Source organism: Nocardioides sp. ChNu-99 (genome assembly GCF_029493445.1).
Classification (GTDB): Bacteria; Actinomycetota; Actinomycetes; order Propionibacteriales; family Nocardioidaceae; genus Nocardioides.
This window is the reverse complement of the sequence record NZ_JAHWBL010000029.1, coordinates 1-15,492: the sequence shown is the minus strand read 5'-3', so window position 1 is coordinate 15,492 and position 15,492 is coordinate 1. Positions and strand designations below refer to the sequence as shown.

Annotated in this window: 11 protein-coding genes; 6 read left to right on the top strand and 5 right to left on the bottom strand. The window is 74.3% G+C overall.

Features of this window, described 5'->3' with window-relative positions; translation table 11 throughout:
* Positions 1 to 5: 5 nt before the first annotated feature.
* Positions 6 to 1,073, top strand: coding sequence for an alanine racemase (locus tag KK617_RS11120; protein WP_277500071.1), 1,068 nt, complete (start codon positions 6 to 8; stop codon positions 1,071 to 1,073).
* Here KK617_RS11120 and KK617_RS11115 read toward each other — a convergent pair.
* On the bottom strand, positions 1,063 to 2,463 hold the full coding sequence (locus tag KK617_RS11115; protein ID WP_277500070.1) for a glycosyltransferase 87 family protein: 1,401 nt from the start codon (positions 2,461 to 2,463) through the stop codon (positions 1,063 to 1,065). The two genes, KK617_RS11120 and KK617_RS11115, sit on opposite strands and share 11 nt — an antisense overlap.
* A gap of 27 nt (positions 2,464 to 2,490) precedes the next feature.
* A complete protein-coding gene (locus tag KK617_RS11110; RefSeq protein ID WP_277500069.1) occupies positions 2,491 to 4,824 on the bottom strand; it encodes a transglycosylase domain-containing protein in 2,334 nt (777 codons plus the stop codon).
* A gap of 203 nt (positions 4,825 to 5,027) precedes the next feature.
* Between KK617_RS11110 and KK617_RS11105 the strand changes: the two genes are divergently transcribed.
* Positions 5,028 to 5,609 carry a PadR family transcriptional regulator gene (locus KK617_RS11105; RefSeq protein WP_277500068.1) on the top strand — a complete coding sequence of 194 codons (582 nt, stop codon included), beginning with the start codon at positions 5,028 to 5,030 and terminating at the stop codon, positions 5,607 to 5,609.
* Positions 5,610 to 5,682: 73 nt separating this feature from the next.
* Entirely contained in the window at positions 5,683 to 6,768 is a 1,086-nt protein-coding gene (locus tag KK617_RS11100; protein ID WP_277500067.1) for an inositol-3-phosphate synthase, read from the top strand.
* Positions 6,769 to 6,869: 101 nt separating this feature from the next.
* Here KK617_RS11100 and KK617_RS11095 read toward each other — a convergent pair whose 3' ends face one another.
* From KK617_RS11095 to KK617_RS11085, 3 genes are all read right to left on the bottom strand, one after another.
* On the bottom strand, positions 6,870 to 7,535 hold the full coding sequence (locus KK617_RS11095; protein WP_277500066.1) for an AIM24 family protein: 666 nt from the start codon (positions 7,533 to 7,535) through the stop codon (positions 6,870 to 6,872).
* 104 nt (positions 7,536 to 7,639) lie between these two features.
* Positions 7,640 to 8,110: an SRPBCC family protein gene (locus KK617_RS11090; protein WP_277500065.1), complete on the bottom strand. Its 471-nt coding sequence runs from the start codon at positions 8,108 to 8,110 to the stop codon at positions 7,640 to 7,642.
* A 264-nt stretch (positions 8,111 to 8,374) separates the two neighbouring features.
* Positions 8,375 to 9,811, bottom strand: coding sequence for a CCA tRNA nucleotidyltransferase (locus KK617_RS11085; RefSeq protein WP_277500104.1), 1,437 nt, complete (start codon positions 9,809 to 9,811; stop codon positions 8,375 to 8,377).
* A gap of 104 nt (positions 9,812 to 9,915) precedes the next feature.
* On the opposite strand from KK617_RS11085, the gene KK617_RS11080 reads away from it, so the two are divergent.
* The 3 genes from KK617_RS11080 to KK617_RS11070 all read left to right on the top strand — a co-directional run.
* The gene (locus KK617_RS11080) at positions 9,916 to 12,357 is read left to right on the top strand and encodes a DUF6049 family protein (protein ID WP_277500064.1); all 2,442 of its coding nucleotides are present in this window, start codon (positions 9,916 to 9,918) and stop codon (positions 12,355 to 12,357) included.
* A complete protein-coding gene (murJ, locus tag KK617_RS11075) occupies positions 12,354 to 14,393 on the top strand; it encodes a murein biosynthesis integral membrane protein MurJ (RefSeq protein ID WP_277500063.1) in 2,040 nt (679 codons plus the stop codon). Before KK617_RS11080 ends, murJ begins: the two co-directional genes overlap by 4 nt.
* 73 nt (positions 14,394 to 14,466) lie before the next feature.
* Positions 14,467 to 15,492 (top strand): protein kinase family protein (locus KK617_RS11070; protein WP_277500062.1); only part of this gene is annotated, 1,026 nt, incomplete at its 3' end.

Below are 15,492 nucleotides of genomic sequence, written 5' to 3'. Positions count from 1 at the left end.
GAACCATGAGTCTGGTCCTGACCGTCGACGGCGAGCGCTGGCGCTCCCACCTGCGGGGCTTCGCCGAGCGCCACCCGGGCCTCGTGCCCGTCGCCAAGGGCAACGGCTACGGCTTCGGCCTCGGCCGGCTGGCCCGCAAGGCCGCGTGGCTGGGCGTCGACACGCTGTCCGTGGGCACGTACGACGAGCTCGGCGAGGTCGCGAACCGCTTCGACGGCTCACTGCTCGTCCTCACCCCGTGGCGCCCGTTCGGTGCGGCCCTCGACCTGGCGCCGGGCAGCCCGCTGACCCGCCGCGTCATCCACACCGTCAGCCGCGTCGAGGACCTCGAGGCGCTCCTCGCCCGTGACCCCGACGCCCGCTTCGTGCTGGAGCGCACCACCTCGATGCTGCGCCACGGGCTCTCCGCCCGCGACCTGCGCGCCGCCGGGGCCCTGCTCGCCGCCCGCGGCGGGCTGCGCGAGCAGCTGCGCGGCGTGGCGCTGCACCTGCCGCTCGCGCAGGGCTCCCACCTGGGCGAGGTGCGCCGCCTCATGACCGACGTCGTCGCCGCCGACCTCGCCACCACGACCGTGTGGGTCAGCCACCTCTCGGAGGCCGAGCAAGGCGAGCTCGCCGCGGCGTACCCCGACTACACCTTCCGCCCGCGCACCGGCACCGGCCTGTGGCTCGGCGACCGCAGCGCGCTGCGGGTGACCTCCACCGTGCTCGACGTGCACCCGGTGGAGCGGGGCGAGGTCTTCGGCTACCGCGGCCGCTCCGCGCCGAAGCCCGGCACGATCCTCGTCGTCTCGGGCGGCACCGCGCACGGCATCGGGCTCGAGGCGCCCAGCGGCGACCTGTCGCTGCGCTCGCGGGCGGCGACGCTGGCCCGGGGCGGGCTCGACGCGGTCGGCTTCGTGCGCTCGCCGTTCTCGATCGACGGCAAGCAGCGCCTCTTCGCCGAGCCGCCCCACATGCAGGCCTCGATGCTGTTCCTGCCCGCCGGCGCCACCGTCCCCGCGGTGGGTGACCTGCTCGACGTACGGGTGCGCTACACGACCACGTCGTTCGACGACGTGGTCATCTCCTGACGTTCGCGGCCGCCGGCCGGGCGGGGGCGAGCACGTCGTACGACGGCATGACCACGTCGCGCACGACGAGCCCGGCGAGCGCGACCAGCGCCCCGAACCGCACCAGGCCGAGCACCACGAGCGGGCCCGCCGCCGGCTCCGAGCCCGAGTCGAGGTAGCCCGCCGCGGTCCACCACAGCACCAGGGCGTGGACGATCTCGACGACCTGCCAGGCCAGGAGCGGCAGGAGGCGCGGCAGCGCCAGCACGGCCAGCGGCAGCACCGCGAGGCCCGCGGTCGGCCCCGCGCCGAGGAGCGCGACGGCGACGGCCACGAGCACGAGCGCCAGCTGCTCCGGGCGGGCCGGGCGCGGGGCGCGCCGCTCGACGAGGAGCACCGCCGCGGTCCACAGCGCGAGCACGACGAGGGCGACGGGCACGTACGCCGGCAGCTCGCGGCCGACCGTCTGCTCGACGGCGAAGCGCAGCGAGCCCGGCGTCGCGGGACCCACCAGGGTCTCGACCCAGCCGGCCCGCCAGGCGTCGGGACCGCCCACCACGGCGCTCAGCGTCACGCCCAGCCACACCAGCGCGGCCGCGCCGGCGGTCCGCAGGGCGGCCGGGGTCGCGCCGCGTCGAGCCCGCGCGGCCACGACCGCGAGCAGCACGAGCCCGGCCGACCAGGTCACCGTCAGGCCGAGCCCCAGGAGCGCCCCGGCCACCAGCGCACGCCCGCGCCCGGCGGCGACGAGCCCGCCCACGGCCAGGGCGACGCCCACGAGGTCGACGTCGGCGAGCCCGGTGACGAGCAGCAGGGGCGCCGCGGCGACGAGCACGCCGTCCCACGGGCGCTCGGCCCGGTGGCGGGCCATCGCGACCACGAGCACGAGGGCGGCGAGCGCCACGAGCACGGCCGCGGGCAGCAGCACCCGGCCCGCCTCGGCGCGCACGTCGTCGTCGCGCGGCAGGTCGGCGGTCGGCACCAGGCTCCGTCGGTCCGTCACCGCCGGGTCGGTCGGGGCGACCAGGGCGCCGAGCACCCCGCGGAGGTACGTCGCGCCCACGAGCACGTGACCGGCGCCCGCGGAGTGGCGGGCCCCGTCGTCGACGTCGCCCACCGCGTCGTCGTACGGCGCCGCTCCCTCCGCGGCGCCGCTCGCGACGTACGCGCCGGGGAGCGCCGAGAAGCAGGACGCCTCGGTCCAGGTGGTGCCCGCGCCGGACCACCCCGGGTCGGGGCAGTCGGCGCGTGCCACGAGCCCGAGCACGACGCTCAGCACCGCGAGCACCCCCGCGACCGCGAGCGGCACCCAGCGCGTGGCCCGCGCGTGGACACCGGCGGGCCCGCCCAGCACCTCGCTGAGGGCCGCGGCTGCCGGGTCCTCCTGCGTGGGTACGGCGACGCGCCTCACCGCCGCGTCACCGGCCCGGGCAGGCCGTCACGGACGACCGGTGCCGGCGCCGGCGCCGCCGCCCCTGCCCTGGCCCTGGCCGGCTCCGCCCGTCTGGGGTGCGGTCGGCGTCGGGCTGGGGCTCGGGATGATCGGGGGCTCCTCGACGGGCGGCTCCGGCGTCGGGGTCGGGGTCGGGGTGGGCGTGGGGGTCGGGGTGGGCGTCTGCGTGGGGGCCGGGGCGCTCGTCGACGGCGCGGAGGTCGCGTCGTCGTCATCGTCGTCGCCGCCACCACCACCGGAGCCGGACCCGCCGCCCCCGTTGCCGCTGCCGCTGCCGTTCCCGCTACCGCTGCTGGACTCGCCCGAGTCGGAGTCGACGTCGCCGTCGAGGAACGCCGGCTCCGGGAAGTCGAGCTCCTCAGAGTCGCCGAGCGCGCGGTCCATGACCTCGGTCCACGTGCGGGCCGGGAAGGCGCCGCCGAAGTACTGCGGCAGCCAGTCCTGCAGCTGCTCGCGCCCCGTGCCGCGGGTGTAGGCCACCGCCGTCGCCAGCTGCGGGGTGTAGCCGACGAACCAGGACGACGACACCTCGCCGCGGTCGTTGGTCGCCGTACCGGTCTTGGCGGCGGCCGGGCGGCCGAGCTCGAGCGCCGCGGTGCCCGAGCCGTCCTGCACGACCTGCTGCAGGGCGTAGGAGGTGTCGGCCGCGACGTCGGAGGAGATGGCGCGCTGCGGGTCGGACTCCCACTCGTACTTCACGGCGCCGAAGCGGTCCGTCACCTTCTGCACGACGTGGACGTCCTGCTGGACACCGTCGTTGGCGATCGTGGCGTAGGCCGCGGCCATGTTGATGGGGCTGACGTCGCCCGAGCCCAGCGAGACGCCGAGGTTGGTGTCGAGACCGCGCGAGGTGCTCGGGATGCCGTACTCGCTGCCCCCGTTGCCGGGGATGCCGAGGCGCCCGGCGGCGTCGAGGATGAGGCCGGGGCCCTCCTCCATCTGCTCCGTCATGTCGACGAAGGCGGTGTTGATCGAGTTCTGCGTCGCGGTGCGCAGGCTGACGGCGCTGCCGTAGTCGGTGTCGCCCTGGTTCTCGACCTCGCTGCCGTCCGGGGTCTCGTACGGCGAGTTGCCGTCGAAGGTGTCGCGCAGCGAGAAGCCGTACTCGAGCGCCGCGGCGACCGCGAAGGCCTTGAACGTCGAACCGGGCTGCACCAGCGAGGCGGCCCAGTTGATCTCCGACTGCAGGTAGTCCTGCCCGGCGTAGAACCCGCGCAGCGCGCCCGTGCTCGGCTCGACCATCGCGACGCCGACGTGCAGCTCCTCGTTGGAGAAGCCCTCGGGGAACTCCTCGGCCACACCCTCGCGCGCCGCCTTCATGGCGCTGCCCGAGAACGTGGTCTCGACGCGCAGGCCGCCGCCGTCGATCTCGTCCTCGGTGAAGCCGAGCTGCACCAGCTCGTCGCGCACGAGGCGGAGCATGTGGCCCTTCTCCCCGCCGTACGAGTCCGACTGCTCGCCGTCGGAGAACGCCGGCAGCGCCTCGGCGGCCGCGTCGGCCTCGGCCGCGTCGACCTCGCCCTCCTCGGCCATGCCGTCGAGCACGTAGCGGTAGCGGCCGAGCAGGCGCTCCTCGGCCTCGGGTCCGTTGGCCGGGTCGAAGGCCGTCGGGTTGTTGATCACCGAGGCGAGCACCGCGGCCTGCTGCAGCGTCAGGTTGTTCGCGTTGGCCTCGGGCCCGAAGAACGCCCGGGCCGCCGCCTGCACGCCGTACGCGCCGCGGCCGAAGTAGATGGTGTTGAGGTAGCCCTCGAGCACCTCCTCCTTGCTCAGCTGGCGCTGGATCTTCAGCGACAGGATCGCCTCCTTCGCCTTGCGGCTGAGGGTGCGCTCCTGGGTGAGGTAGAGGATCTTCACGTACTGCTGGGTGATGGTGGAGGCGCCCTGCGTCGAGCCGCCGGAGGCGTTGGAGAACGCGGCGCGCACGATGCCCTTGGGGTCGATGCCCCGGTTCGTCCAGAACGAGCGGTCCTCGGCCGCGACGACCGCGTCGCGCATGTACTCCGACATGTCGTCGAAGGGCACCGACTCGCGGTTCTGCGTCGCGAACGACCCGATCTCCGCACCCCCGCCGGTGTAGTAGATCTTCGTCGTCTGGGTCTGGAAGTCCTCGTTCGGGTCGGGGATGTCCGTGGTCTGGTAGAGCACCACGAACGCGCCCACGCCGATGAGCGCCAGCGCCAGACCGACCGTGGTCGCCCACAGCAGCGCGCGCTTCCACCAGGCGCGCTTCGCCTTCGGGTCACCGGACCGGGTGGCGCGTCCGGCGCCGCGGTCCCGGGTGGCCGCGGTGCCGTCCGCGCGACGCTTTCCAGCCATCTGGGGAGCCTCCTGCAGGTGGGGGGCCGGTGCGGGGGCACCGGGCAAACCTGACCCAGGGTACGCATCCGCCGCCACGGCGCCCCCGGAACCGGTACGGCGCACGCCCCCGCGGGCCCCGCACGGGGGTCCCCGGACACGTGACGGACGTCGCCGGCACACCGGGGGTTCACTTACCCGGATATATCGCTACGATAGATCGCGTGGCACGTCGCGCGGAGACCATCGAGCTAGCAGTCCTCGGACTGCTGCACGAGGCACCCATGCACGGCTACGAGCTGCGCAAGCGCCTCAACCTCATGCTGGGCTGGGGACGCCTGCTGTCGTACGGATCGCTCTACCCCGCCCTCAAGCGCCTCGTGCGTGCGGGCCTCATCACCGAGACGACGGTGTCGACGACCCCGGTCACCCGGCGCCCGCGCATCGTCTACGAGGTCACCGAGGACGGGAAGCTCGAGTTCAAGCGGATGATGTCCGACTCCGGGCCGGCGGCCTGGGAGGACGACACGTTCGACATCCGCTTCGCCTTCTTCAGCCGCACGGACATGGAGATCCGCCTGCGCGTGCTGGAGGGGCGCCGTACGCGGCTGCAGGAGCGGCTGGACCGTGTCCAGTCCGACCTCAGCCGCACGCAGAAGGAGGTCGACCGGTACGCCGTGGAGCTGCAGCGCCACGGGGTCGAGTCGGTCGAGCGCGAGGTCCGCTGGCTGTCGGACCTGATCGACGCCGAGCGGGGCCGTCCCGCCGACGACGCACCTCCGGGCGACCAGCCGAGCACGGCCTGAGCGGCTCGTGCACGTCCCGATGTGATCCCACCACCAGACCTGTCCATTCAGGAAGATCAGTAAGGAGAGCCCCATGGGTTCGGTTCGAGTAGCGATCGTCGGCGTCGGCAACTGCGCCACGTCGCTGGTCCAGGGCGTCGAGTACTACAAGGACGCCGACCCCTCCGGCTCCGTGCCGGGGCTCATGCACGTCGTCTTCGGTGACTACCACGTCGCCGACGTGGAGTTCGTCGCCGCGTTCGACGTCGACGCCAAGAAGGTCGGCTTCGACCTCGCCGAGGCCACGCAGGCCAGCGAGAACAACACGATCAAGATCTGCGACGTGCCGCCCACCGGCATCACCGTGCAGCGCGGCCCGACGTTCGACGGTCTCGGCAAGTACTACCGCGAGACCATCGAGGAGTCGGACGCCGAGCCGGTCGACGTCGTCCAGGTCCTCAAGGACACCGGCGCCGACGTGCTCGTCTCCTACCTCCCCGTGGGCTCGGAGCAGGCCGACAAGTTCTACGCCCAGTGCGCGATCGACGCCGGCGTGGCCTTCGTCAACGCCCTCCCCGTCTTCATCGCCTCCGACCCCGAGTGGGCCGAGAAGTTCAAGGTCGCGGGCGTCCCGATCGTCGGCGACGACATCAAGAGCCAGGTCGGCGCCACCATCACGCACCGCGTGATGGCGAAGCTGTTCGAGGACCGCGGCGTCACGCTGGACCGCACCTACCAGCTCAACGTCGGCGGCAACATGGACTTCAAGAACATGCTCGAGCGCGAGCGCCTGGAGTCGAAGAAGGTCAGCAAGACGCAGGCCGTCACCTCGAACCTCACCGGTTCGCTCTCGGGCAAGGTGCACGACAAGAACGTGCACATCGGCCCGTCGGACTACGTGGCGTGGCTCGACGACCGCAAGTGGGCGTACGTGCGCCTCGAGGGTCGCGCCTTCGGCGACGCCCCCATCAACCTGGAGTACAAGCTCGAGGTGTGGGACTCGCCGAACTCGGCCGGCATCATCATCGACGCCATCCGCGCCGCGAAGATCGCCAAGGACCGCGGCATCGGCGGCCCGATCATCTCCGCGTCGTCGTACCTCATGAAGTCCCCGCCGGTGCAGCTGCCGGACGACGAGGGCCGTCGTCGCGTCGAGGCCTTCATCCGCGGCGAGGAGTGAGCGCGCTGCTCACCCGGCCGGCCTGAGGCCGGTCACCCGTCGTACGACGAGCGCCCCGTGGGTCCTGGACCCGCGGGGCGCTCGTCGCGTCCGCGCGTGCGTCAGGAGGTGGGGACCGGCGACCACTCGAAGGCCTGGACCACGACGAAGCCCGGGCCCTGGAAGACGTACTGCAGGGCCTCGCCCGTGCCGCCGCGCAGCATCGAGCGGGCGTTCATGCTGTTCTTCACGCCGGGCTCGAGGTTGGCCGACCAGCAGACCGCGGCGTCGGAGTCGACGTACACGGGCCCCTGCGAGCAGTCGAGGACGGTGACGAGGCCGACGGCGTTGATCGCGACCGTGCCGGTGCCGCCGATCGTGGTGTTGAAGAGGCCGGCGCCCATCATGCCGGCGCCCTTGGTGCGGTTGATGTCCCACTGCAGGGTCGCGTCGAAGGCGAGCAGGTTGCGGGCGTTGATCGAGATGCCCTCGTTCTCGAGGTGCATGAGGTTGACGTAGCCGGCCTGCTCGGCGAAGTAGACGACGCCCTGACCCGAGACGCGCATGAGCGCGAGGTTCTCGCTGGTCAGCACCTTCTTCGCGAGCTTGCCGATGCTGCCCGAGCCCTCGTGGTCGAAGCTGATGTTGCCCTGGTAGGCGATCATCGAGCCCTTCGCCGCCAGGACGTCCGGGCCGAGGCCCACCCGCAGGGTCTGGGCGTTCTGCAGCAGGAATCGCTCGTTGCTCTGCTTGGGCAGGTTGTCCTGCGCGAAGAGTTCGCTTCTCATGGGGGCAACTGTGCCCGATCACGCGCCTGCCCGGCACGCGATCGGCTCAGGCGCGTGCCGGGCAGGGCGGGTGGAGCGGGCCTCGACGGGGGGCGGGCGGCGCGTCAGGCGCGCTCGGCCTCCTTCTTGATGGCGGCCAGGGTGCGCGCCATGCCGGTGCGCAGCTCCTCGGTGAACTGCGGGACGCCGCCGAGCACGCGGGTGGTGAGGCCGATCGACAGCTTCGAGATGCCGTCGGGCGTCTCGCGCCGGTGCACCAGGCGGGTGCCGCCCTCGTGGGGCACCAGGCGGTAGGACCAGATGGTGCGGTTCTCCGCGACCCGGAACGCGATCTCGCGCTGGGGGTCGAAGCGCACGACCTTGGCGCGCGTGGGCCACACGAGCAGACCGCGGTGGTTGAGGTTGATCATCGTGGCCCCGAGGCGGACACCGCCGGGCACGAACGTGCGCACGACCTGCGGGCTCCACTCCGCCATGCGCGGCAGGTCGGAGACGAGCGCCCAGACCTGCGCGGGGCTGGCGTCGATGTCGGTCGTGGCCTCGAGCTCGGTCGAGGTGGACTGCTGCTGGGTCACGGGGGCTCCGCTCGTCGGCGGCGCACGCCGGCGCGCGGGCGCGCGGGGGTACGCCGGGTGGTCAGGCTCCCGGCGCACGCTACTGAACGCGCGTCAACAAGACAAGGGTGGGGAACCGCCGGCGGACGTCATGCGGACCCGAGGCCCGGCGCCACGATCGGGATGACGTCCCCGGGGGCGCCCGCAGGCCGCGCGCGGACGTCATGCGAACCCGAGGCCCGGCGCCACGATCGGGATGACGTCCCGGAACCGGCGGCGAGCGCCTCAGCCCTGGCGCCCCGCCCACCACGCGCGCAGCGCGGCCTCGGCCACCGCGGCCTCCTGCGGGCCCTCGTCCATCCGCAGCTCGAGGAGGAACCGGTAGGCCTCGCCGACCTCCCGGCCGGGGCCGATGCCGAGCACCTCCATGATCCGGTTGCCGTCGAGGTCGGGCCGGATGGAGTCGAGCTCCTCCTGCTCGGCCAGCACGGCGATGCGGCGCTCGAGGTCGTCGTACGTGCGGCGCAGCCGGTCCGCCTTGCGCTTGTTGCGCGTCGTGCAGTCGGCACGGGTGAGGATGTGGAGCCGCTCGAGCTGGTCGCCGGCGTCGCGGACGTAGCGGCGGACGGCGGAGTCGGTCCACTCCCCGTCGCCGTACCCGTGGAAGCGCAGGTGCAGCTCGACCAGCTTCGCGACGGCGTCGATCTGCTCGCCGGAGAACCGCAGCGCCTTCATGCGCTTGCGGGCCAGCTTGGCGCCGACGACGTCGTGGTGGTGGAACGTCACGGTGCCGCCGTCGACGAACCGGCGCGTGCGGGGCTTGCCGATGTCGTGGATGAGCGCCGCGAACCGCACGACGAAGTCGGGCACGCCCGCGCCGTCCTCGCCGGCGAGGCGCGGCTCGAGGTCCATCGCCTGCTCGAGCACCGTGAGGGAGTGCTCGTAGACGTCCTTGTGCCGGTGGTGCTCGTCGCGCTCGAGGCGCAGCGCCGGCAGCTCGGGCAGCACCCGCGCGGCCAGCCCGGTGTCGACCAGCAGCGCGAGCCCGAGACGGGGGTACGGCGCGCACACCAGCTTCACGAGCTCGTCGCGCACGCGCTCGGCCGAGATGACGTCGATCCGCTCCGCCATCGCGGTCATCGCCGCGACGACCTCGGGCGCGACGTCGAAGCCGAGCTGGGCGGCGAACCGGGCCGCGCGCATCATCCGCAGGGGGTCGTCGGAGAAGGAGTCCTCCGGGCGCCCCGGCGTGCGCAGCACCCGGTGGGCGAGGTCGACGATGCCGCCGAAGGGGTCCTCGAAGCGGCGGTCGGGGATGGAGACGGCCATCGCGTTGACGGTGAAGTCCCGCCGGCCGAGGTCGCCGCCCAGGTCGGTGCCGTAGACGACCTCGGGCTTGCGGGAGTCGGGGCTGTAGGCCTCGGAGCGGTACGTCGTGATCTCGATCGTCCAGCCGCCCTTGCGGCAGCCGATCGTGCCGAAGGCGCGCCCGATGTCCCACACGGCCTCGGCCCAGCCCTTGAGGAGGCGCTCGACCTCCTCGGGCGTCGCCGAGGTCGTGAAGTCCAGGTCGTCCTGCAGCCGGCCGAGCATGGCGTCGCGCACGGGCCCGCCCACGAGGTGGAGCTGGTGGCCGGCGGCGACGAAGCGCTCACCCAGCTCGTCGACCACGGCCCCGATGCGCTCCAGCTCCGCGGCGACGCGCTGCTGCACCTGCACCATCGACAGCTGCTCACCGCCCGCGGACGGGGTGACGGCGGGGCTCGCGGGCTCGGTGGACACGACGGACCACTCTAGTTGCCCGCGCCTGTCCTAGAGTCGTCGCCATGCTCGAGCCGGTCGCGTCTCCCCCGCGCGCCCCGCGACCCCCGGCTCCCGGGCGTCCGACGCCACCCGCGCCCTCTCCCGCGACCGCGCTGCTGCGGGCCGCGGTGACCGGCGTCGTGGCGCTCCTCGCCCTCGTGCTGCTCGGCCCGATGGTGCCCGCGGCGGCGGGTGCCGCCGTACCCGCGCCGGAGGCGTCCGGGTCGGCCCCGAGTACGGCGGCGCTCGCCGCCGACGGCGACGGCGCGGCCCTCGACGTGCGGCTGCTCGACGTCACCCCCGAGGTGCTGACGACGGCGACCGAGGGCGTCGTCACCGCGACCGGCACCGTCACGAACACCTCGGACGACGAGTGGCGCGACGTCCGCATCTACCCGTTGACCTCGACCGAGCCGCTGACGGACGCCGACGAGGTGGCCGACGCCGCGGCGAGCGACGTCGACGACCCCATCGGCAACCGGATCACGGCCGAGGGCGCGTTCGACGACTCCATCACCACCCTGGAGCCCGGTCAGACGCGGCCGTTCACCATCGTCCTGCCGCGGGCGGCGCTCGCGGTCGGGAGCGAGCCGGGGGTCTACTGGCTCGGCGTCCACGCGCTCGGCGCGACCGACGAGGGCCGCAGCGGCAACGCGGAGGGCAAGGACCGGGTGCTCCTCCCGCTGCTGCCCGCGCAGCCCGCGACGCCTCCGGGCGTGCAGGCGTCGGTGGTGGTGCCGCTGCGCGAGGCGGTGCGCCACGCCCCCGACGGCTCCGTCGCCGACCCCGAGCGCTGGGCCGAGCTGCTCGGCGACGACGGTCGCCTGCGCCACGTCGTGGACGCCGTCGCGCAGCCCGGTTCCGGGCCGGTGACCTGGCTGGTGGACCCGGCGGTGCTCGACGTCGCCCAGCGCCTCGCCGCGGGCAACCCCGAGCGCACCCTGGCCGCGCCCGCCGCCCGCGAGCCGGGGGACGGCGCGACCACCGACGGCGGCGCCGAGGGTGACAGCGACCGGGGCGGCGGTGACGACGCCCCCGCCGCGGACGACGACCTCGCCCGCGACGCCGCCGCCTGGCTCGAGGACGTGCTCGCCCTCCTGCGTGCCGGGGAGCTGCTGGTGCTCCCGTACGGCGACACCGACCTCGCCGGCGCCGCCGAGCACCGTCCGCAGGCCTACGCTCGCGCGCGGCTCCTCGCCGACGAGGCGCTGGAGCGGTTCGAGCTGAGCGGCGTGCCGGCCGTCGCCCCCGAGGGCGAGGGCGTCTCGCAGCAGGACCTGGACGTGCTCGAGGACGACGCCGTCCTGCTGGTCGGCGACGACCGCCTCCCCACCGAGGACGAGGAGCTGGCCGTCGGCGACGAGCCCGTGCTCGACCTCGGCGGACGCACCCTCGTCGTCACCGACGGGTCGGCCGGCGGGTCCGACGCCGTGGCGACCGACGGTGACACGGGCGGTGACGCCGGCGACACCGACGACACGGGCGACGCCGGCGACGAGGGGACCTCCGCCGCCGGGGCCGCCGAGACCGCGGCGGCTCGTACGTCGGGGCTCGCCGTCCGCCAGCGCCTGCTGGCCGACGCGGTCGTGGGGGCGCTCGGGCCCGACGCCGCGTCGTACTCCCCGCCCGTCGTCGTGCTGCCCTCCGCGTGGGAGCCGGGCGCGTCGGCCTCCCCCACCGCGGGGCTCGACACCGGGTGGCTGCGGGCGGTGCCGCTCAGCGAGCTCGCGGCCGGCGACCTGCCGACCGCGGAGCCCGGGGACGTCGTGACCGACGCCGGCGCCGAGACGCTGCCGGCCGACGTCTTCGACCGGGGCCAGCAGCTGCTGGTGCGCGGCGCCCGCCTCGACGAGATCCTCCCGGACACCGACGCCGTGCGGAGCCAGGTGGAGCGCGAGGCCGCGGTGCTGCTGTCCTACGCGCACCGCAACGACGTGGCCCGCACCCGCGAGACCACCCAGGCCGCGGTCGCGCAGATCGAGTCGCTCCTGGGCGAGGTCACCGTCGAGGGCCCGCCGTCGGTGACGCTGGCGTCGGAGTCGGGGCGCTTCAGCGTGCGGGTCACCAACGGCCTCGAGCAGCCGGTCGCCGTCGAGCTGCGGGGCGCCGAGGGCGACCCCGTCACCCTCGAGGACTCCGGCCCGGTCGAGCTGCCGCCCGGCGGCAGCGCGACGGTGCTGCTGTCCGCGACCCTCGACTACATCGGCGTCTTCGACGCGCAGGTGCGGGTCACCGACGCCGAGGGCGTGCCGCTCGGCGCCTCGACCACCGTGCCGCTGCGCTCGACGGCGGTGAGCGACGTGATCTGGATCGTCATCGCCGTCGCCTTCGTGCTCCTGGTCGGCACCTCCTCCATGTTCGTGCGCCGCCGGCGTGCAGCAGCGCGGCGCCTCGCCGCCGACGAGACACCCGAGCCCGCCCCCGCGGCGGAGCCGACGGACGAACGGACGGGCAGCACCGCGTGAGCTCACCGCAGGACCCCCTGTCACCGCACGGGTCACCCCACGGGTCGTCCCAGGGGTCGCCCCCCGGCTGGGAGGACGACGGCTTCCCCCTCGACGAGACCCGTGAGCGCCCGGCGCTGTGGCTGCCCGACAGCGGCCACGCCCTGCCCGCGGCGCCCGTCGAGGACCCGGCCGAGCCCCCGTCCGGCGGCAAGCACCGCGCCCCCGGCCCGGCCGCGGTGGGTGCGCCCCTCTCGGGCGACGCCGCCACCGGCGAGCTCGCGCTCGGCGACCTCGGCGCCGTCGGGGACCCGCGGGCCGAGGCCCGCGCCGCGGAGCGCGAGTCCGACCGCGAGGCCGACCGCGAGCCCGGTGCGGGTCGCGGCGGCAAGCGCGCCGCCGAGCACTCCGTCGACGAGGGCGTGCTCGGCTCCAGCGCCGTCATGGCCGCGGGCACGATCGTGTCGCGCCTGTCGGGCTACGTGCGGGGCATCCTGCTGGCCGCTGCGCTCGGCACGCAGATGCACGCCGACGTCTTCAGCATCGCCAACACGGTGCCGAACATGGTCTACATCCTGCTCGCCGGCGGCGTCTTCAACGCCGTGCTGGTGCCGCAGCTGGTGCGGGCGATGAAGCACGACGCAGACGGGGGCGAGGCCTACGTCAACCGCATCGTGACCCTCGCGACCCTGTTCCTGGGCACGGTCACCGTGCTGCTGGTGGTGGCTGCGCCCTGGGTGATGTCGATCTACCTCGACGACGCCTTCGACTCGCCGCAGCTGGCGGCGCAGCGGGAGTCCGCCGTCGACTTCGCGCGCTACTGCCTGCCGCAGGTCTTCTTCTACGGCATGTTCGTGCTCCTCGGGCAGATCCTGAACTCGCGCGGACGCTTCGGCCCCATGATGTGGGCGCCGATCGCCAACAACGTCATCTCCGTGACCGTGCTGGTCGTCTACCTGACCACCTTCGGGCCCGTCGCCGAGGACCGTCAGAACGCCGCGTTCTCGACCGGGCGCGAGCTGCTGCTCGGGATCGGCTCGACGCTCGGCATCGTGGCCCAGCTGGTGATCCTCGTGCCCTTCCTGCGGGCCACCGGACTGCGCTTCCGCCCGCGCTTCGACTTCGTGGGCACCGGCCTGGGCCGCACCTTCCGCCTCGCCGGCTGGACGATCGGCTTCGTCATCGTGAACCAGCTGGCGTACACCGTCGTCGTGCGCCTGGCGTCCGCCGGCACGACGGAGGCCGCGGCCAGCGGCGAGCTCGGCACCGGCTACTTCGTGTACTCCCAGGCCTTCCTCATCATGATGGTGCCGCACTCCGTGGTGACCGTGTCGCTGACGACGGCCATCCTCCCGCGGCTGTCGGCCGCGGCTGCGGAGTCGGACCTGCGCGCCGTCGCCGACACGCTGTCGAGCACGCTGCGCACCACGCTCGCGTTCGTGGTCCCCGCGGTGACGCTCGTGGTGGTCGCCGCGCGGGACCTGGCGAACCTCATCTGGGGGTACGGCGCGGCCCGCGACTCGTTCGAGGTCTTCGTCCCGTCCCTCGTGCTCTTCGCGCCCGTGATGGTGCTGTTCACGGTGCACTACATGATGCTCCGGGGGTTCTACGCCCTGGAGCAGACGCGGCGGGTGTTCCTCGTGCAGTGCGTCATCGCCGTCGTCAACATCGGCGCCGCCGTCCTGCTGGTGCGCCGCGCGAACCTCTACGACACCGCGCCCGCGCTGGTGCTCGCCTACGGCTGCGCGTACGCCGTGGGTGCGGCGCTGTCGTACGCGGTGCTGTCCCGGACCCTCGGCGGGCTGCACACGGGTCGGACGGCGGCGTTCCTCGCCCGCCTCCTGCCCGCCGTCCTCGTCGCGGCCGCCATCGCCTGGGTGGTCCGGCTGCAGGTCGTCGACCTGCTGCCCGACCAGCCCTCGCCGGTGCTGGCCGCGGGGGTGCTGGTGGTCGTCGGCCTCCTCTACCTCGTCCTCGTCCTCCTCCTCGCACGCCTGCTGCGCGTGCGGGAGGTGAACGACGTGGTGAGCACCGTCGTGCGCCGGGTCCGACGCTGAGCCCACGCGCGCTCGGCCGGCGTCCTACGATGGCCCGAGCCGATGACCAGACCGACGGGTGAGGAGGTTGCGGGTGCCGACGATCCGGCCCGGTGACGTGCTCGCCGACCGTTACCTGCTCATCGACCTCCTCGCCGAGACCGGCGACGGGCGCTTCTGGCGGGCGCACGACCGCGTCCTGGCCCGCCACGTCGCGGTGTTCGTCAGCCCCGCCGGCACCCCGCGCGCCGCGACCCTCCTCGAGGCCGCCCGCGGCTGCGCCCGCCTGACCGACCGCCGGTTCCTCCGCGTGCTTGACGCCGAGGTCAAGGCGGGCATGACGTACGTCGTCACGGAGTGGGGGACCGGCACCTCCCTGCTGCTGATGCTGCAACACGCGCCGCTGGCCCCCCGCCGCGCCGCGTGGATGGTCGGCGAGGTCGCCGGCGCCATGGCGGCCGCCCACGCCGTCGGCGTCACCCACGGCCGCCTGGCCCCCGAGAACGTGCTCGTCGACCTCTCCGGCTCGGTGCGCGTCGTCGGCGCCCAGGTCGACGCGGCGCTGAAGGGGCTGCCGCCGGCCACGGAGCGCGACGACGTGCACGAGATCGTCAGCCTGCTCTACGCGGGCCTCACGGGCCGCTGGCCGGGTCGCTCCCCCTCGGAGATGCCCGCCGCCCCCCTCGACGGCCACACCGTCCTGCGCCCGCGGCAGGTGCGCGCCGGCATCCCGCGCGTGCTCGACGAGCTGTGCGACGACGTCCTCAACGCGACGGACCCCCCGCGCGCGCCGTACGACCTGACCACCGCCCGGGGCGTCGCCGACTACCTGCGCGAGTACGTCGGGGACCCCGCCGGCATGGCAGCCGCCGAGGCCGAGCGCGGCACCGAGGCGACCGGCACGATCCCGGCCGTCTCCCCCGCGCTGCTGACCCCGCTCCCCCCGGTGCTGCCCCACGACGCGCGCAACGGCGCCACCGCGGTGCGCCCGGGCGCGGCCGTGCCCGCCACGCCCGCCACCCCTCCGCCCCCCACCCCTCCGCCCGCATCGTCCGACCCGCTGTCCGACCCGCTCCCGGGCCCGCTCGGCGCGCCCGCCCCCGCTGCGGCCGCCGCCCGG